This is a genomic window from Bacillus sp. FSL K6-6540 (genome assembly GCF_038007545.1).
In genome coordinates this window covers 3,890,460-3,909,670 of the sequence record NZ_JBBOXH010000001.1, presented here as the reverse complement: position 1 = coordinate 3,909,670, position 19,211 = coordinate 3,890,460, and the positions used below count along the sequence as shown (strand labels likewise).

The following is a 19,211-nucleotide window of genomic DNA, read 5'->3' as shown; positions in this document are numbered from 1 at the left end:
TAGATCCCATTATGGCGTAGATCGATTGCATTACCAAAAATGAACTGGATCGAGTTGAATGAAAGGGAGCAGATTGCGCCAGCAGCTGCTCCCTTTTTCAAATGAAGAAACGGGCAGGAAGAGGTAATAAATGAATATATCTATAATCGGCATATCCTCGTTGTCTTCTATTCAAATATGATGTTTATGTATTACGGTTAGAAATCGATCGTAGCCCGTGCATAAGTCTCTCTATGAATACATAACTAGGAGTGATAGAAATGAACATAAGAACATTGCGTTCAGACCATATTTATCAAAAAGTTGCCCAAGCTTCGCCCGAGGAAAAAGTTGAATTATTCAGAAACGAAATGATGGCTCCCTTTATGAAACAATGGCATATTCAACAGATCCCTTTTAGAGCGGAAGAGGCTAACGGTTTTGATGTTATTACGTTTAATAGCCTAATGCATCGATCTCCTGATCAGATTACCGCGCAGATTTCACATGAGGTAGATTTGATTTCGTCAGATTCTTTTTGGTTAGAGTGTGAGCATGCAGTAAGGAAAAGCCTCCAACTATTTATGGAACATGAAATAAACCTCCCTGTTTCTGAATATTTATTTACTATTCAACTAGGGAATCCGGAAAGCCGTGCCTTAACCATTAACGAAGGTTATAGCGGTTTTGGGGGCATTCCCGGGTATATCTGGGGTACAATCTTGCCAAATGCGTACACGATTCCTCGAATGAAGGCTGCGCTCGCGCACGAATGCAACCATAATGTGCGATATCAATTTATTCAGTGGGATCACACCGTTCATTTGGGCGAGCTCATTGTAAGTGAAGGATTAGCCGAAAATTACGCTACGTTCATGTTTGGAGAAGAATTGCTCGGTCCTTGGGTAACGAAAACAGACGCAGAAACACTGAACAGGCGCATAAAGCCTGTGCTTAAAGAGCAATTGCATTTAACGGGTTTTGATAATATTGCTCCGTATCTTTACGGTGACGAGATCGCCAAACTACAAAACTTTAAACCGGTCAACATGCCATATAGTGCTGGATACGCGAGCGGATATTATCTAATCCAATATTATTTAAGGAAAACAGGTAGAACGATTTTCGAGGCCACCATAACGCCTGCTTCTGAAATATTAGACGAAGTAAAAGAATTTTGGAATGAAGACACGGTGATTAGCTGTTAAGATCGCGTTTAAATAACAGAAACCATTTGGAACTTACATTGCCCACGTTTATGAAATTTCGGGCAGAGGGACAACGACATGCTCCCATTAAAAGCCGCTATTTTAGCGGCTTTTTTGCTTTGACAGGTACAAGTTGGTGTCCAGAGTCGCCTGTAAAGACGACTTTGTTCTGCTCGTGATTATCTATTTTCGTCGAGGTTGCTAGTCAACGACCGTAAACAAGGAGAACTTTTCTTTACTACTCAACACGCCAATCAACCTTTTTCAAGATCAATACGATGGAGAGCAGCGAGAAAAACAAGAGAACAAGCGTGTTCCAGGCAACAGAGCCGGACCAGCCAGATATCAATACCTCCCGCATGGCCTCAGCGGCGTAAGTGGTTGGGAAGATATAAGAGAGCCATTGCAAGATCATAGGCAATTGATCCATATCCACCATGACAGGCGTCAAAAACGAGATGAACATCATCAGCGCCTGGACCAGCATGTTGGTCAATTGATGGCTAGGTGACCAGAAGCCGATCAGTACACCCGCGCCAACCACGCTAAAAACGGTGAGCAGCAATACAGGGACAAGTCCCCAGCTGTAGTGGAATTGAATGCCATAAGCAAGTTGACCAATCATGGCCAGAATAATAAAAGACGGTACGCTCATGATCAATCCACGCAGCAAATTGGCGAAGATGAAGTTTACCTTGGCTATCGGCAGAGACGAATAGTACGTGAAATGGCCTTGATGCTTCTGCCAAGATATCTCTTGAGCCATGGAATTGAGTCCCATGACGATTAAGCCGAATAGCATATTCCCCGTAATAATACGTGTCATGACAGCCGGCGTTGGGTCGACCGTAAAGAATTTGAGAAACAACAGCGTCGTTAACGGAAACATGCATGCCATGATGAAAATCCAAACCCATGCTTCGCGGATGATCGTAAATTGAATGCGGGCTAAGATCAGCCATTCCGTGATTCTGCGCTGGATTATGCTCTGCTGTTCGTGCCCTTGGAGAAAGACGGTTTCTTGCAGCTGCATGTCATGGCTTTGCATGGATGGTTTTATCTTTTCCATGTTTAGACCACCTCCGCTTTGGCAGGCTTATCCTGATCATCATCAATATGAAAATAGACATCTTCAAGATTCGGAGGGACCAACGAGTATTCTTCAATCGGTAATTGCTGCCCAGTCAGGCAGTCGATCGCGTAGCTGGCGTTTTGCTTCTCGATCAGTGTCCGGATTCGGTTTTCTCCCGTTTTGGTCCACTGCCCTAGAGCGCTTAAGCTTCGGCAAACATAATCGCTTTCGCCAAAGGAAGTCGTAATTTCCAGCTTCATCCGCTGGTCTACCCTTTGTTTTAAAACACTGACATGATCGATGGCCAATAGCTTGCCGTGATTTACGACAGCAACTCTATCCACGACCTGTTCGGCCTCCAGCACGTTGTGTGTTACCAAGATCACGGTTACTCCTTGACGATTGCGTTCCTGAATCAGATCCCATACGAGCCTTCTCTTTTTAGGATCTAGTTCATTGGTCGGTTCATCCAGGATCATGACGGGGGAAAAGCCGATCAAGCAAGTTCCGATCCCGATTAAACGCTTTTGTCCGCCGGAAACGTTCTTCAACAGCTTATGACGGAGGTCTTGCATACCAAAGCGTTCCAGCAATTCCTCTGTTTGCTTTAAGGCGGATTCCTTCGTCAACCCACGCAATCTTCCTGTAAAATACAAGGCTTCCCAGGTTTTTAAACTGGTCAGGGCGTGAGGCTCTTGCGAGTAGTAGGCGACCTCCTGGGCAACTCGCTTTGTTTGTGTCTGCACGCTGGTTCCTTTATAGCGTACCGTACCTGAGGTGGGAGCAAGGTGGCCTACCATCTGCTTGATTAGCGTGGATTTGCCCGCTCCATTCGGACCGAGCAAACCGAGAATCTCCCCTTGTTGAACGTCGAAGCTTATGTTTTGATTGGCGATAACCTTTCCTTTTTTGTACGTTTTATTCACATGCTCTAATTGATAGATCAGCCTCATCATGCTTGCCCCTTTCAGTTTTCGAACTATGTTTTTGCTGCTGCGTGTTTAAAGTCAAAGAATATTCTTTGACTGTTAACGGTATATCAACAGGCGTTAATACAACGATAACTTATTGCTCTGAGAAGAAGTGAGGGACGGCAGAATGGTTTTTGTCTCCGTCTGAGGACGGAGACGGCATGCCGTGCCCCAGTACCGCACCATGACCCACGCGCCTCAAATCCCGACTGGGGATGTTCGGTTTGCTGTCCGATGTGCTGAAAGAGTGATAAGGAGGCCGTTCCGGTGCGGATGCTGCTCCCAGGAGGGACGGACGGAAGGTGGTTTACGAGGCTCGGCATTGGATACAACTTTACAGCCTGTCCCTGTATATCCGACCCCGGACGGCGCGGCGGCATTGGCAAACTGGGAACACGACTTCTATGAAAAATCGGAAGCGCCTGCCTTTATGTATGAGATGTTCAAGGCTAATCTACATGAAATTGTGCTACTCGGACTTGGAAACATGACCAATATTGCAACGCTGTTTAACACATATCCCGATGCCACGGCTTATTTGTTTATCGGAAAGAATTATACTTACATGTATTTTACTTGTATACGAAAGAAGGGATATGATAAGATGAGAGTGTATTGAAAGCGTTTACTACCTGTTGAGAAAATTTATTCGCAAAGGGGAGAGTTTAGTGAGAAGCAAGTGGAGGAGTCGGCTTGCCGGAGCCCTAACAGTCATCATGATGTTCGCAAGTATCGGGTGGGCAAAGTCGATCACGTATGCAGCAGACGAAGAATTGACCAACGTTTTGATCAACGGCGGCTTCGAGGATTCCGAAGAAGATGGACGCTTGCCGGGCTGGCAGCCCGATGAAGACACAGCTGTCATAACTGTAAGTGAGTCCGTGTACGCAGAAGGGGAACGAAGTCTTCAGGTGGAACGCCTGTCGCCCGCCGCAGGCTCCGGAGTTGTGAGCGATGCATATATCGCCCAACCATTCGGCAATGTCATCATGACAGCAAGCGTGCTATCGGATGAAGGCCAAGGCGGCAAAGCAGACCTCAGATTTTATGATGCAGGCGGAAAGCTTGTCTCCGTCGTGAGCGGCCTGGTCGGTGAAACATCGGGCAAATGGCAGAATTTAAGAGTGGCTGCTTCTGCCCCTAAAAATGCAACGGAGGTCAGGGTAGCCTTTGGTTTTAATGGTGACCTAACCGGCAGGTATTTCGTTGACAGCGTCTCATTGGAGTCGCAGGCTTCCTCCCCGTACTTAACGAATTTAGGACCGCAATCTTCAAGTTTAACCTTAATGACGGCTGCATTCGGTAAAGATAGGAATGGTCAGGATGCTTTGTTTACGGTCGCACAGGGTGATCCGGCACAATTCATCGTGATGGATGTTGCTTCGAAAGAAGTGAAATCCACTCATCCACTTGTTGCGCTTGACGGGAGCAACGTTTCGGCAGCTTGGGCGATTGTGACAGCCTCCGACGGTAAGGTATACATCGGAAGTACGCCGAACGGGACGTTGTTTCAATATGATCCGGCAGAGGATAAGCTGCGTGCCATCGGGAAACCTGTTCCTACCGATACCGTCATCTGGACGCTTGTAGCCGGGGAAGATGGCAAAGTGTATGGAGGAACAGGATATTCCCAATCGCTGTTTGAATATGATCCCGTTACCGACCAGACTCGAATCCTTAAATCCTTCAAGACTTCATCGAAAGAGGCTCATATCCGCAGCCTTGCTTACGATTCCGATCGTCAAATGATCTATGTGGGGGGAGCAGACGTCGCTAAGCTTTATCAGTACGATCTTGCTAGCGGCACGTCGATTGCGCTACATCATCCTGAATTTATCGGCAAGACTTCGGTTTACGATCTCCAGTATGCAGGAGGTAAATTGTTCGTGCGCGTGGATCCCGGACCGGTTATGTTCGTGTATGATCCCGATACCGCTAGCTGGATCGTTAACAATAATACTGCCTATAATGCACGAGGATTTTCACCGTTATCGCCTGACGGCGAGGAGGTATTCTACACCTATTACGAAACCCTTCCAGGTGGCGCGCAGCAATGGTCTCTCTATTCATACGACGTGAGAACGGGAGATTACGGCTCGCTGGGTGTCGACGTCAAAGGAGCAGGCGTAGCTTTTGGTTACGTACAGCTGGACCAGACAAATTATCCGGGCTGGACATTAGTCGGATTGGCCGGAAATAGCGGAAGAGCATTTTATTACAATCTGGAAACCGGTTTGATTGAAACGCCTGAGCTTCCGTTTCCGGCACAGTTCGTGGAATTGTTTAATATCGGGAAGAGCACAGATGGGCAGATACTGTCCTCTGGCTTCATTTCAGGCGGGGGTATGGGAATTTACTCCCCAACCCGTAACGAGACCAAGCATTATCCTCAAATCGGCCAAGTCGAAGGATTCGGTTCCTTGAACGGGAAAATGTATCTCGGCGTTTATCCTAGAGCGACTATCTTTGAATACGATCCAGCCAAGCCATGGAACCGAACGGACCCATCAGAGCCGAATAATCCGCTGCGGCTTGGTCAGCTGGGTTCAGAGCAAGACCGGCCCGTTGCCATGCTCGGGGTCGAGGAAGAAAACCTGTTATATATCGGTTCTTATCCAATCGCAGGCAAAACAGGCGGGGCTCTTACCGTCTATAATCCCGTTACCGGAACGTTTGATGTGAAACGTGACATTATATCCGGGCATTCGATCAATTCGTTGCTTTACAAAAATGGAAAGCTGTTTATGGCCACCGGCGCGATGACAGGCGGAGAGGGGAAGCTTGCCATTTACGATACAGCATCCGGCCGAGTAGAGCTGGAACAGGTACCTGTTGCGGGCAAAAAAGCAGTAACCTCTTTGATATGGGGCCCGGACGGTAACATTTGGGGAATGGCGCTAGGGTCTCTGTTTATCTATGATCCGGAGCGCCAAGAGATTATTTACAGCGAAGATATGTTTCCTACAGCAGATTATGCACACAGCAATCCTCGCTTAACCGTGGGAACCGACGGGAATGTGTACGGTACCATTTTTACGGGATATGTTGCTGACCATACGTACACAAGCAAAATGTTTAAGATTGACGCTGCAAGCAAATCGCTGTCCATCTTGTTGGAGAGCAATGCGGAAAAACTGGCCCAGGACGATTTTGGCAACTTATATTTCAAATACGGCAGCGAGCTGATGAAGTATAGCGATCCGAATCTGGTCGTGCAGCTAGACAAAGTACAGCTTGAGGCTGAATCGCTCCAGCTTCGTCCGGGAGATGAAGTCGGTTATTCCTACGAAGTATTCCTTGATAAAGAAAGAACGACTAAGGAGTTATCCGGCGCAGTCATTGAGTATTTGAGCAGCCGTCCGGAAAAGGCGGAGATCGACCCGAAAGGAAAGATTATCGCCAAGCATCCGGGGCAAGCCGAGTTGTCGATTCGAATTACATTGAACGGGGTAACGGTTGAATCCAATAAAATCAAGGTGAAAATAACCGGACCTTTTTAAAACGTGTATGATATAGCAATATGAGATGTTATCACGAGCTAGCTTCCGGGGACGATCGAATGGGAGTTATGAAAGAAACTCCGAAAACCCACTATATTCAAGGGTTTTCGGAGTTCTTTATTTAGAGTCAACCCAGTACAGGGGTGGTCTTCATTTCATGGATTTTTTGGAGCGTATGGAAATGCTTCGTCTTTTCGTCATCGTCCTCTGTGTGGAGATACCACTCCACAAGCCTGTATCCGAAGCCGAGAAGGATCAGCTCCTAGACGCAATGTTCGGCGATAGGGGGTACATCCGCATATTCCGAAAAGCCTTTGTAATACGCGGGGACACAACGCTGGTAGTTTTCGACCATGTGATCGATATCCGCTTCATCCGCAATCAGGCTTGCGAGGTCCTCGCCCAGGTAGCCCCATCCGGATGTATCCCAGTCAATGAGTGCGATTTTACCGTCGGCATAGATCAGGTTGGTCACCCAGAAGTCCCGGTGGCATAGCACGAGAGGCAATTTTTCGATGCGATCGAGGATCTCGTCTGCATGCTCATCGATGTCGATGAGCATTTGCCGCACGTGCTGCGGGAAATCGCAGTTCTCCGAGCGTATATAATCGTAGACGACCGGCCAAGACCGGTAATGGAGATACGTATTCTTCATGAGATCCGCATGGCTCAGGTTGGTCAGGCTCTGCAGCACAGCGGGCTGCTCCGCATACAGCTTGCCTTGATAGCGTCCTAACTTCAGCGCAGCCTGTTCATACATGTCACCGGTCAAATCTAAACCGGTTACGCCATCGATATATTCCAGCCACAGCTGGAATTCATTTTCCTCGGCATTGATCTCGGCGTGATAACATGTCGGCCAGCGGAAGGCATCCGAGAACGTCGCTCCCAAGTCAGACGCATAAAGATCATATTCCCGGCGCCATGAACCCGGATCGCCGTAACGCTCCCATTTCTGCTGGATTTTGAGCACGATACGATACGGCAATTGTTCGCCATCCGCGGTATCGGCGATCCCCGTTACCAGGTACACATTTCCCACAGTTCCGCCCTGCAACGGCTTGGTTTGGCAGTCGGCCGAGATGACATCCTTCTTGAACTGTCGGCTCAAGGCATAGATCAGCGTTTCGAATTGAATATTCATATCTTCCATCCTCCGTTTTTTTTCGTTTGCTTGCTCCACATGGCGTTCGTTTTGTTTCTAGCTCTCTTGTCGATGAGGTAGCTGGTTTTATCCTGGACATACTTGTTCTCATGCTTCTGGGCCACATAATGCTCCCACCGTTCACGCGGCAATGAACCGTCGGCAAGCGCGGCAAGAACGGCACAGCCCGGCTCGGCCTGATGGCGGCAATCCGTAAATCGGCACTGCGGGAACCATGCCTCCACATCGGTAAAGCTTGCGCGTATGCCTTCGTCGGCATCAAAAATCCCAAGCTCACGCATACCCGGCGTATCAATAACCATCGTACCGGAGGGCAGCATGAACAGCTGACGGTGCGTTGTCGTATGCCGCCCCCGGCTGTCGACCTCCCGGATTGCCTGAACCTTCATTACGTCCTGTTCTATCAACGCATTGAGCAAAGACGATTTACCAACCCCGGACATGCCGAGAAAGACGACCGTTTTACCAGGCATCAAGTAGGGATCGAGTTCGTTCATCCCCAGGCCTGTATGACTGCAGATCGCGTGAACCGGCACATCGGGGATGCTTTGTGTGACTTCTGCGAGCAGGAGATTATAATCTGGGGCGAGATCAGCCTTGGTCAGAATGATGACCGGCTGGCCGCCACTCTGCCTGGCTTGTGTCAGATACCGAATGATACGGGTAACATTGAAATCCCAATTCAGAGAAGAAAGGATAAATACATAGTCAAAGTTGGTTGCAACGACCTGTTCCCGCACGGTTTTGGCATAGCCTGCGGCATGCCCTGAGTAATCCGCGCGTGAGAACTTGGAGCGGCGGGGCAGTACCCTGTCGATGAGAGAATCTCCGCTTTCGTTGTAGTGCAGCAATACAAAATCACCGACGCAAGGAAAGTCTACTCGCGTTTCCGCACTGTGATAGAACGCCCCCCTGAGCACCGCCGTTACCTCGCCTCGCTCGGTCATGACCCTGAAGCGCTCGCGCCGAAGCTCCGTCACCCTGCCGGGCAATAAGCCGCCTTGAATTGCTTCTATTTCTGTGTAGCCATAAGTTTTCAAATCCATCATAGTTTTTTGTTAGCTCCTTTAATGTTGTTTTTTGGACGCAAAAATGCCACGGACAAGCAGCCTCTAAAGAAGCTGCTGTCGCGCGGCATCAGGACGCAAAAAAGATACGACATTCATCGTATCTCGCAAACAGCAATATTCACGAAAGGTTACTTTGAATGGCACACCAAATAATACGGGCGTTGTCCCGCTTTAATCGCGTATGCCTGCTATTCAGTTTTAAGACCAAACCACCATATAAGTAGTCGCCATTAAAACACATCTCCCTTCGTGATAGGAACTTGCTTATCGCTAAGCTGTCTATAAAATAACCTATTTTGGAAAAATAATCAATGACTAACAGCGCAGAATGTGTCAGCTGCTTGCTTCATCGAGTCTGCGAACGAACGGAAAACGATAGCTCAAAATACAACGAGAATCGAACAAGAGCGTGACTGTCTGCTATCGGACACGAATTATTTGCTTTACTTAAGCGAGGATCGAGGCGTATAATCCGTTAAGACATCGGAGCTAGAAGAGGAGAAATCATAATGAACAATGGGTTGGTTAACGCTATTATCGCGTATATCATGTGGGGGGTTCTCCCGCTTTATTGGAAGTTGTTTGAAAATGTGCCGGCAGGCGAAATTCTGTCGCATCGGGTTGTCTGGTCGTTCGTCTTCATGGGTATTCTCGTCGCCGTCCAGCGACGCTGGGGTGACATGAAGCGGGTTGCGACTAGCCGCTCGCTCCTGCTGTCGCTCGCCGCCAGCGGACTGCTGATCGCTGCGAATTGGCTCATCTTCATCTGGGCGGTCAACAACGGCCATGTTGTCGAGACAAGTCTCGGCTATTATTTGAATCCGTTGCTGAACGTTCTGTTAGCGGTTGTCTTCCTTCGTGAAAAGCCTAACCGCGGCCAATGGCTCGGGATTGCCATCGCTGGCGCCGCGGTGCTCATCATCGCCATCGACTACGGGCGGTTCCCGTGGGTCGCGATCTCGTTGGCCGTATCGTTTGGCTTGTACGGCCTCGCGAAGAAGAAGATCGTGCAGGACGCTTCTGTAGGCTTGTTGTCGGAGACGGCTGTAATCCTGCCCGTCGCGCTCGGCTACTGGATCTATTTGGCCGCCGTGGGCAAGACGACGGCATGGACGCTGCCTGCGCCGGTGTTCGTCGAGCTGCTTCTATCCGGCGTGGTAACGGCGCTGCCGCTGCTCTTCTTTGCGCGGGCGGCCGCCCGGATGGCGCTATCCACGCTCGGCTTCGTACAATACATCGGGCCGACGATCATGCTGTTACTGAGCATATTCGTGTTCAAGGAATCGGTCTCGCCGGTTCTGCTTATCGGCTTCGCGCTCATCTGGACAGCGCTCGTTGTATACGCTGTGGCATCGGTTCGCAGCACGAAACTCGCGAAGGCGAGCTGACGGTAAGGGCGTCAAGGTACAGTCATAACGGCCATTTCCGTCCGATAGGGGCGGAGATGGCCGTTTTCCGTTACATATTCCGTTTCTCTGAAGTTGCTGCCGTCTGCGCCGATGACAATTACATTATCAAGGATTCGAGAGATGGCGGGAAGAGATAACAGTTATTTCAAACGTTAACGGCGTAGTGTTTTGGCAATGAATCCAACGATGAATCCCCAAATGGCATTTATAGCAAAGACACTTACAAGAGCAAACGGATTAGTTAATGGACCTTGTAATTTTCCATCAAGAAGCGGAGAGACTAAGCCGCTAAGGATGACGGTATATAAGGCATAACTCATACCGGCAAAAATAAGAATGACCACTGGAGAAGCGGGTTTCTTAATTAAAACGATAACGAGCCAAGCTATGGAAATAAGAATCGTCATCAGAATGCTGCCAAATTGTTGTCCGATCAGATCCATGATCCCCGTCATCTTCATTATGGGCCTCACTAGAGCTAATGCGCCAAGTCCAAGAATAAACAACAAATTTTCTTTCACGATATCGAACGTTTTCATTATAAACAATTCCTTTCTGGTGTGATTGAACGATCTGAGGACCAAAATTCTTGATTTTCTCGAAAGCGGATGGGTCGGCTTAATGTTCGTTTCTGAATTTCTAATCCGTAGCGTTCTTATTTACCGTTATAAAATAACAAATTCATGTTGTGAACTTATGACGATACATTGTGTTTTACGTGAAATTTCGTCTGTTTGAAATCTTTATGAAGAACGATCGAAGCAGGTCTCGAAGAGAAGCAATTAACACACGGTGAACCAAACGAAGGTCAGCCATTAGGGGGATATTTGTAGAATTAAAAAAAGACAACCAAGATAATGAGGTTGTCTGTACATAGGATAAACAAAGCACATGCGATGGGAGGGATGATACGTACTCCCAGCGCCTGTTTTCGTATATTTTTATATTCATGTAAAGAAAATGGCTCGGATCTCTGAAAGCTGTTGTCCTGGGTGGCGGAGCTACTCTTTAACCGAACCCAGCGTAATCCCGTGAATGAAGAAGCGCTGGAGGAACGGATAGACGATGAGGACAGGCAGCATCGCGATGAAGATCTTGGCGGCATCGAGTGTCCGGTTGGATAACTCAGACAAGCGACGGTATTGGTCCTCGGACATCGTCGATGGATCGACCGAGACGACAAGCTGCTGGATATACGTCTGGAGTGGATAGAATTGCTCACGGGACATGAAGATCAGACCGTACAAGAATTCATTCCAGTGATACACGATACTGAACAACGAGACGGTCGCCAGCACCGGCACGGCCAGCGGGATGTAGATCTTGAACAGGATGTACCATGGTCCCGCGCCGTCGACAAGCGCAGCTTCATCCAGCTCCTTGGGCAGGTTGCGGAAGAAGTTCATCGTGAGGATGACGTTGAAGACGAGTGTCTGCGCGCCGCCGACCAGGACAAGTGCCCAGATGCTGTTCAGCATGTTGAGCTCTTTGACCGTCAGATACAGCGGGATCAGTCCACCGTTGAACAACATCGTGAAAATGAGAATCCACATGAATACATTGCGCCCCTTGAACTCTTTCGCTGTCCGCGAGAGCGGGTAAGACATGAGCACAACCATGATAAAATTGAGCATAACCCCCAGCAGCACTCGCTGGGTCGAGGTCCAGAAGGACCGGAAGAACTGCTGGTCATTGAGAATCTGGGCATATGCGTTGAGATTGAAATCGACCGGCCATAGCCAGACCTTACCGGCCGCAGCGGCAGAGTTGGAGCTAAGCGAAAGGGAGAGGGTGTACCAGATCGGCAGGATGCATGACAACGTAATGCCTATCAGGACAACAATCAGTATAATATCCGTCACACGGTTGCCGAACGTCCGGTCTCTGACCACGGTCAGCACCTCCTACACTAGTTGGAATGGGATTGGTTTATATAGCTTTTCAACAGGATGAATCCTTAGAATATGCGATAGTTAACAAAACGGTAAGCCAGATAATACGAGACGGATATCAGCAGGAAGCCCACAACGGACTTCAGCAGGCCGACGGCGGTCGCAAGTTCATATTGCAGGTTAAGCAAACCTGTACGATAGACCCAGGTGTCAATAATATCACCTGTAGAATAGACGAGCGGGTTGTACAGATTGAAGATCTGGTCAAAGCCCGCATTAAGCACATTACCCAAGCTGAGTACCGTAAGCAATACGGCTGTCGTGCGGATCCCGGGCAAAGTGATATGCCAGAGACTTCTCCAGCGTCCTGCGCCATCGATGTTGGCAGCTTCGTACAGTGCCGGGTTGATCCCGGTAAGCGCGGCAAGATAGATAATGGTGCCAAAACCGAATTCCTTCCAGACGTCACTACCGACAACGAGGAACGGAAACAGTTGGGAGTCGGCAAAGAACAGTTTAGGCTGGAATCCGAACAAGGCAGTCAGTTGATTGACGGGTCCGTTATAGGAGAACAGATCGAGTACAATGCCCCCCAGAATAACCCAAGACAAAAAGTGGGGCAGATAGACGATGGTCTGAATCCAGCGTCTGAGAATCATCAAACGCAGCTCATTGAGCATGAGTGCAAACAACAGAGGCGCAATCAGATTGGCGACAATCTTCATGGACGCGATAACAAGCGTATTGCTGAAGACTTCCTGTGTATCCTTCAGCAATAACATATACTTGAAGTGCTCAAGCCCTGCCCAATCCGAGCCCAGGATACCTTTGCCTGGATTAAAATATTGGAACGAAATGATGATGCCGAACATCGGAACGATGCTGAAGACGAACAGCCATAGAAATCCCGGGATCAGCATCAGATAATAATGTTTGGCGAAGCCTTTCATACGCATGACAGCACTCCCTTCCCCGAATCCTGCATCGAGTGTTCCAGAGCTCCTGACGGCTGCCGGGAGCTCTGGCTATTATGGTTCGTTGTATGCCTTAAGATCACTGCGCAAGCGCGTCCTTAACCTCCTGGGTAATCTGGTCGCCGCCTTGACGTTTCCAGTTCTCGACGAAGGAGTCGAATGTTTCCAGAGGAGCCGCCCCCATGATGATGCGCAGGAAAGTCTCGTCCTCTAACTTGCGCAGATTCACCCAACGGCTCTCCATTAACGGTGTCTGCTCATACAGAAGACTGGGCACCTCCTCAAACTCGGTATCAACCAGCGGCCTGCCGCCCACCATGATGGAGTACGATCGAGTCCATGCTCCCCAGTTCGCTTCAGGGTTCCATGTTGAAAGATCCATGGAATCGTAAGGCTCGTTTTTGATCGTCTTGATGCTTGCGATGTCCGAAGGCAGCAGTTTGTAGGCCTTGTCATTTGCAAAATCCTCGGCGGTTTTATTGCCTGCCAGCACGTCACGGAGGGCTTTGACTGTAAATTCAATTTCGTCGGATGGTGCGTAAACCACGCGGAGCGGATAATAACCAGGACCGCCTTTGCTCGGGTCAAAGGTGTTCTCTTGCTCGTTTTTAAACAGATTGTTTAGCAATTTCATAGGAACTTCCGGATGCTCGTAATCTTTCCGAACCACCACAAACTCAGTAGAAGGTGTAGCGGCATGTGGTCTAAATTCGCCATTTTGATTCAAAGGCAGAGCATAAGCCTGCCAATTGGCTTCGGCATCATTTTTTACGGCATTGGTTAGCGGGCCGTAAGCCATCCACCATGGCGCAAAGAACATTCCGGATTTTCCGGCGATAATGGGCTCATCCGCTTTGTTACGAACACCCATCTCTGGATCAATAAGTCCCTTGGAATACAAATCTCTTAAACTAGCTAACGCCTCACGAGTCTCCGGCAGGATTGAGCCGTATACAGGGCTGCCATCCTCGCCCTCGAGCCAGTATCCAGGGAAGGAGTCATGCGCGGAGAAAATGGCGTCAAAACCGTATAAATTGTTCTTCGACTCAAGGAAGTTCGCATACAGCTTGCCACCACTTTCCGGCCCGGTGATCCCAATCGTATCGCGCTGACCGTTACCATCAGGATCATTTTCGACGAAAGCACGGGCGACTTCCTCAAGTTCAGCCATTGTGGTTGGCGGTTCAAGGTTCAGCTTATCCAGCCAGTCCTGCCGGATCCACAAGAGGTGAATGCCATCGGCATTGGCTTGCACACCCGGGAGGGCCATGATTTTGCCATCGAATGTTACTGCATCCAGGGCAGCACCGTTGGTGTTTTCAATGATTGTCTTTATATCCGGGGATGCATATTGTTCATACACCTCCGTTAAATCGGCAATTTGGTCGGCTTCGACCAATTGGCGCAGCTCAACGGCATTGACGACCATAGCATCCGGCAAATCGTTACTTGCAATAGCGAGACTAATTCTCTGACGAAGATTCTGGCCAGAGGCAGCAAATTGATGATCGACGTCCACATTAAGCGCTTCCTTAATCTGACGAGTGTATTGATTGTCGAGCGGCGTGTCGCCAGGAGGCAATTCATTATCGGTGGGATCGATTTCAATACTGATGCTGATCTGGACAGGTTCTTCGTAGCGGCCAAATGGATCTGCGGGTTCGCTGGACTCCGCGCTTTTCTCCGGTGCAGCCGGCGTGTTATTCGTTGGATTGCTGCAAGCTGCTAGAACGAGAAAACAGGCCAGTAAAAGCGCTAACGTCTTTGACTTGTTTTTCATAATTACACCCCTTCTTTCAGATGAATGGAATAACTATTCGTATGGACCATTTAACTGTAACACAATGAAACCGCCTTCAAGGATAGAAGGTGGTTTCTAAATGAGGGGGTCATATGTACAAAAATTTACGGCTGCTGCGGGTGGTTGGACATTTCACCCACTAAGGAGAAGACATTTGTCTACCCGTGATTTTTTCATTTGAACGTTAACGGATTTGGCACCTGATTTATTGAAATCTTTGCTCAATAATCATTTTAATTTGTGTTATATTCTAGAAAGATTTTTCCGCCTGTTTCTGATTATGCACGTCATAGACCATATGATTCAAAGAGAGGAGGAGTCGATAATCGATGGGGATGAAACGATGAAACCGGAAAAGGATTGGAAGTCCCGCCTGAAGCGATTGACCTTGAAAAATCGAATTCTTTTACTGTTTGCCGCAGCAACATTGATCCCTTTCATCTGCACCTGTTATCTGTCATACAACACCATTACATCCATTCTGAATACGAAGCTGCAATCCGGCATTCAAAGCAATTTAAAGCAGGTCCGATTGTCGCTTGAGAACACGCTGGACAATCTGAATCACGTTTCCCAACAACTGACCTTTAAGGGGAATGTCGGTAGGCAGCTTGAGAAGTTTTTGATGGCGAAGCAGCCGTACGACCGGAGTTATCTGACGGATGAAATCAAAAACCAGCTGAATTTAATCACGTTCACCAATCCCAATGTCGGATTAACGCTGTATTATTTACGCGACGATCAGACCACTCTTTTTGAGAATACAGGCATGAAACAGCCATTCGATATCGATGGCCTTCCCATCATAGCAGCGTATTATGGCATTACCTATTTTGGACCGCATATCAGTAAAGATCGATTCAACAATCAATATGTGCTTTCCGCCTTGCGAAAGGTTGATTTGCCGCAGAGGGAAGATGCCTATGTTTACATTGAGTCCGGTTTCAAGCTGACGCAGAGCATTCTTGATTTGGATGAAGTCAGCAAGCATGCCAATCATTTAATTCTGGACAACAACGGAAGAATTTCATACAGCGAGCTTCAAGATATCTTTCCTGAAAATTCAATATTTTCGGACGCTCTAGCGCCTTCCCTGGTAACAGGTATTACGTCCGACTATTATTGGTATCGACAAGTCAGCAATCAGGGCTGGAGTGTGGTCTCGCTTATTGCGAAATCCGACTACAACCGTGAGAAAAATCGCTGGATGATGCAGATGCTGGGGCTGGCGCTGCTGTTCGCTGTAGTCAGTCTGACCATTGGCTGGCTTCTATGGAAAATGGTGTACCGGCCGCTGTCGCGCTTTAATAAGGAGATCAAATCGATTGCGGGCAGCAATTTTAATGCGGCTGCCACGCAATCGCGCATCCCGGAATTTGAGATGGTGTTAAACCAATTTCAACATATGAAGGTTCAGATTACGCAGCTGTATTCTGAAGTCAAGGCCAAAGAGAAGCGCAGAGCGGATCTGGAGATCGAGAAGCTGCAGTATCAGATTAATCCGCATTTTCTGATGAATACGCTGGATACTGCGCATTGGCTAGCCGTTATGAACGGTCAGGAGGAGATCGACAGGCTTGTCACTTCGTTGAACAAACTGCTTTACTACAATCTCCGTAAAGGCAACAGTGTCGCGACGATCAGGGATGAGATTGATTCACTGAAGCAATATCTCATTCTCCAGCAGATTCGATACAATTTTCAGTTCGATGTCAATATTCACGTGGACGACGCATTACTCGAAGTGACGGTTCCTAGATTCATTCTGCAGCCGTTGGTTGAAAATTCGCTGTATCACGGTCTAGATGATAACGGCAGAATCGAGGTGGTGGTTAGAAAGAATGACAGACTTGAGATCGAAATTCGAGATAACGGTGGGGGGATCTCTGAGGAAAAGATTGAGGCATTGCTTGAGCAGGAACAGACTGAGCGCCATCGAGTGGGAATGGGAATCGGACTGAATTATGTCAAACGAATGTTAGAATTTCATTACGAAGGGAAAGCGAGTCTGACGGTGACAAGCGAGCTTGGCAAAGGTACCCGCATCATCATTTCGATACAAATCGAGGAGGAGAATTTAACGAAATGATCCATGTTCTCATCGTAGACGACGACAAGCTTGTACGTAAGGGACTGATGTCTTTTTTGCCCTGGGAATCGTTCGGAATGAGAGTTGTAGGCGAAGCTGCCAACGGGGAGAAGGCGCTCGATTTTCTGAAGGCGAATCGGGTAGATCTGTTAATGACCGATCTGGCCATGCCGGTGATGTCGGGCATAGAGTTAATTCGGGTTGTGCGCAAGCAATATCCGAATATCGCGATCGCCGTGCTGACTCTTCATCAGGATTTTGAATACATCCAGGAAGCGCTGAGACTGGGTGCCATTGATTACATTGCCAAGGTTGAGCTTGAAAAAGAACAGTTCGAAGAAGTGTTTCAGCGCATTCACTCGCGCATTGAGGAAGTGAAGCAGAAGCACAAGAATGAGTCGGATTCGATAGTAGCGGCTTGTTCTTGCGATACGGCGTATGCGCTATTGACGTACCCGGATGAGCCATTAACAAGCAGAATGGTAGCGGATTGCGTTTCATTGGGCTGGACAGCCGAAGCGGATGGATCTATTCTGATGTGGCTGACGGATCTTCCCAAGGAGGTTCAGTCTCATGGCAATGACGAAGAAGAACCGTTGCCGCCGCTTCCAGACGGAACGTGCAGCACCGGATGGCATATGGTACGGCTACGGCATACAGCCGATTTATCTCCATCCGAGCTGCTTCAACGAATACGGGCCTACAGGAGCAGAGATTTTTTCTACGACTGCGACGGCAATGAGCCCTATCCGATTGAGAAGTCTGTCATGGAGCTGATGGCGGAACGTCCTGAACCGGGAGAAGAAGAGACGGCCACTGTAAAGGAATTACTACACGCCTTCACATGGGTCCATGACGATGAAGCCTTTGATAAGCTTTGCAGTCGATTGAAAGAACTGCGTATACCCGTCTCCAAGCTAATGCAATGGATCTATGGATGTATGGTTGACTGGAACCGGCTTTATAGAGCGATACAACCTGATGATATCAAGATGCCTGACACATTTACGTGCTGGCGGGAGGTTGCGGACTGGCTGAAACAATTCAGGGAAATTGGGATAACGCTATCAGGCAGCCTGCAGCTGAGCCCCGAAGTGAGCGGCAGCATTATGACGGCGGTCAAAATCGTGCACGACGAACTTGAGTTGCCGTTATTCGCTATCGATGTCGCGAAGCGGGTCAATCTGAGCCGAAGCTACTTCTATCAATGTTTCAAAGAAATCGTTGGCTACTCCTTCAATGAATATCTGCGCAAGGTACGGATCGATAAGGCTCGGGAATATCTGGAACAGACGGCCAGGCCAATTGTCTGGATTGCCAAGCAAACCGGATACGAGGATGAGAAATATTTCAGCAGAACTTTTCGAGAGCAGACAGGCATGCTGCCGAGCGAATATAGACAGCGGTATAAGGCGAGGTAGGCACTAGTTAAACTCCTGAAATACTAAAATTATTTTGTTACAAACAATCACTGTGATAAAATGTAATTATCAATAAATGGAAGGGATTGATATTATGAACTTATCAATCTTAGCTCTTATTCTTGTTGGGATAATCACTATCTATGCCATTGCATTTACAATGATAATTAAGCTGCTTGGCCGGAAATTTAAAGACAAATCCAATATGTATTTTCTATATGCATCGATTATCTTGGGTATCCAATCGTATCTTATTATTAAGGATTTTTTAGGAAAACAGCCTCTAAGTTCAGTCAATACTTTATTCTTCTTCATGGCGTTAATGCTGATTTTCCAAGGAATAAAACGAAGAAAATCAAATATGTAGCAAGATCAATAAGCCACTTGGAAAGGAACCAGGTGGCTTATCTATGTCATGTACAATTTTATCAAATATGATATATATTATAGCCCCCCATTTTTTCAAACGCTACAGCTTTACCTTTGAAGGGGAAAGGGAATTCGTTGAAGGTTACTACGGCAAATGCTTCAGCAATGTTGAGGAAAGAGTAATCAATCGGATCAACATACGCCCAAGCCTAGGAGAATATATAGGCTGGGCTTTTTATTTGCACTAGAGATTTCGAGGGATAGTTTATATAATATGTAATATATTAACAT

13 protein-coding genes and 1 pseudogene are annotated in these 19,211 nt (G+C 47.9%); 6 read left to right on the top strand and 8 right to left on the bottom strand.

All coding sequences use genetic code 11. The annotated features are described in order from the left end of the window. The first annotated feature begins 260 nt into the window (after window positions 1–260). Complete coding sequence (locus MHH82_RS17080) at window positions 261–1,187, top strand: DUF2268 domain-containing protein (RefSeq protein ID WP_251496319.1); 927 nt, start codon at window positions 261–263, stop codon at window positions 1,185–1,187. A gap of 238 nt (window positions 1,188–1,425) precedes the next feature. Here the strand turns inward: MHH82_RS17080 and MHH82_RS17075 are convergent, their stop codons facing one another. Next, on the bottom strand, window positions 1,426–2,256 hold the full coding sequence (locus tag MHH82_RS17075; RefSeq protein WP_036660627.1) for an ABC transporter permease: 831 nt from the start codon (window positions 2,254–2,256) through the stop codon (window positions 1,426–1,428). 2 nt (window positions 2,257–2,258) lie between these two features. After that, window positions 2,259–3,215 (bottom strand): ABC transporter ATP-binding protein, encoded by a 957-nt coding sequence (locus MHH82_RS17070; RefSeq protein WP_251496315.1) that lies wholly within the window; start codon window positions 3,213–3,215, stop codon window positions 2,259–2,261. Between the two features lie 337 nt (window positions 3,216–3,552). Here MHH82_RS17070 and MHH82_RS17065 point away from each other — a divergent pair, with 337 nt between their 5' ends. Both MHH82_RS17065 and MHH82_RS17060 read left to right on the top strand, forming a co-directional pair. Then, window positions 3,553–3,849 carry a hypothetical protein gene (locus MHH82_RS17065; RefSeq protein WP_251496312.1) on the top strand — a complete coding sequence of 99 codons (297 nt, stop codon included), beginning with the start codon at window positions 3,553–3,555 and terminating at the stop codon, window positions 3,847–3,849. A gap of 49 nt (window positions 3,850–3,898) precedes the next feature. Next, window positions 3,899–6,730, top strand: coding sequence for a hypothetical protein (locus tag MHH82_RS17060; RefSeq protein WP_251496309.1), 2,832 nt, complete (start codon window positions 3,899–3,901; stop codon window positions 6,728–6,730). Between the two features lie 127 nt (window positions 6,731–6,857). On the opposite strand, the pseudogene MHH82_RS17055 reads toward MHH82_RS17060, so the two are convergent. Together MHH82_RS17055 and rsgA are read right to left on the bottom strand one after the other, a co-directional pair. Further along, window positions 6,858–7,874 (bottom strand): annotated as a pseudogene (locus MHH82_RS17055) (phosphotransferase). Next, window positions 7,871–8,944 carry a ribosome small subunit-dependent GTPase A gene (gene rsgA / locus MHH82_RS17050; protein WP_051425301.1) on the bottom strand — a complete coding sequence of 358 codons (1,074 nt, stop codon included), beginning with the start codon at window positions 8,942–8,944 and terminating at the stop codon, window positions 7,871–7,873. The pseudogene MHH82_RS17055 and the gene rsgA overlap by 4 nt, the downstream one beginning before the upstream one ends. A gap of 530 nt (window positions 8,945–9,474) precedes the next feature. Here rsgA and rarD point away from each other — a divergent pair. Further along, window positions 9,475–10,353, top strand: coding sequence for an EamA family transporter RarD (gene rarD, locus MHH82_RS17045; protein ID WP_036660621.1), 879 nt, complete (start codon window positions 9,475–9,477; stop codon window positions 10,351–10,353). A 173-nt stretch (window positions 10,354–10,526) separates the two neighbouring features. Here the strand turns inward: rarD and MHH82_RS17040 are convergent, their stop codons facing one another. From MHH82_RS17040 to MHH82_RS17025, 4 genes are all read right to left on the bottom strand, one after another. Next, window positions 10,527–10,913 carry a hypothetical protein gene (locus MHH82_RS17040; protein WP_251496300.1) on the bottom strand — a complete coding sequence of 129 codons (387 nt, stop codon included), beginning with the start codon at window positions 10,911–10,913 and terminating at the stop codon, window positions 10,527–10,529. 462 nt (window positions 10,914–11,375) lie between these two features. Next, the gene (locus MHH82_RS17035) at window positions 11,376–12,266 is read right to left on the bottom strand and encodes a carbohydrate ABC transporter permease (RefSeq protein ID WP_015735575.1); all 891 of its coding nucleotides are present in this window, start codon (window positions 12,264–12,266) and stop codon (window positions 11,376–11,378) included. A gap of 65 nt (window positions 12,267–12,331) precedes the next feature. Then, complete coding sequence (locus MHH82_RS17030) at window positions 12,332–13,222, bottom strand: ABC transporter permease (RefSeq protein ID WP_009590468.1); 891 nt, start codon at window positions 13,220–13,222, stop codon at window positions 12,332–12,334. 97 nt (window positions 13,223–13,319) lie between these two features. Next, window positions 13,320–15,020, bottom strand: coding sequence for an extracellular solute-binding protein (locus MHH82_RS17025; RefSeq protein ID WP_015735573.1), 1,701 nt, complete (start codon window positions 15,018–15,020; stop codon window positions 13,320–13,322). Between the two features lie 364 nt (window positions 15,021–15,384). Between MHH82_RS17025 and MHH82_RS17020 the strand changes: the two genes are divergently transcribed. Both MHH82_RS17020 and MHH82_RS17015 read left to right on the top strand, forming a co-directional pair. Further along, window positions 15,385–17,130 carry a sensor histidine kinase gene (locus tag MHH82_RS17020; RefSeq protein ID WP_081746262.1) on the top strand — a complete coding sequence of 582 codons (1,746 nt, stop codon included), beginning with the start codon at window positions 15,385–15,387 and terminating at the stop codon, window positions 17,128–17,130. Then, window positions 17,127–18,551 (top strand): response regulator transcription factor, encoded by a 1,425-nt coding sequence (locus MHH82_RS17015; protein ID WP_251496299.1) that lies wholly within the window; start codon window positions 17,127–17,129, stop codon window positions 18,549–18,551. Before MHH82_RS17020 ends, MHH82_RS17015 begins: the two co-directional genes overlap by 4 nt. Window positions 18,552–19,211: the final 660 nt, after the last annotated feature.

Coding starts and splice junctions, on each gene's coding strand:
- MHH82_RS17080 (WP_251496319.1), top strand. CDS start 261: ATGAACATAAGAACATTGCGTTCAGACCATATTTATCAAAAAGTTGCC.
- MHH82_RS17075 (WP_036660627.1), bottom strand. CDS start 2,256: ATGGAAAAGATAAAACCATCCATGCAAAGCCATGACATGCAGCTGCAA.
- MHH82_RS17070 (WP_251496315.1), bottom strand. CDS start 3,215: ATGATGAGGCTGATCTATCAATTAGAGCATGTGAATAAAACGTACAAA.
- rsgA (WP_051425301.1), bottom strand. CDS start 8,944: ATGATGGATTTGAAAACTTATGGCTACACAGAAATAGAAGCAATTCAA.
- rarD (WP_036660621.1), top strand. CDS start 9,475: ATGAACAATGGGTTGGTTAACGCTATTATCGCGTATATCATGTGGGGG.
- MHH82_RS17040 (WP_251496300.1), bottom strand. CDS start 10,913: ATGAAAACGTTCGATATCGTGAAAGAAAATTTGTTGTTTATTCTTGGA.
- MHH82_RS17030 (WP_009590468.1), bottom strand. CDS start 13,222: ATGCGTATGAAAGGCTTCGCCAAACATTATTATCTGATGCTGATCCCG.
- MHH82_RS17025 (WP_015735573.1), bottom strand. CDS start 15,020: ATGAAAAACAAGTCAAAGACGTTAGCGCTTTTACTGGCCTGTTTTCTC.
- MHH82_RS17020 (WP_081746262.1), top strand. CDS start 15,385: ATGAAACCGGAAAAGGATTGGAAGTCCCGCCTGAAGCGATTGACCTTG.
- MHH82_RS17015 (WP_251496299.1), top strand. CDS start 17,127: ATGATCCATGTTCTCATCGTAGACGACGACAAGCTTGTACGTAAGGGA.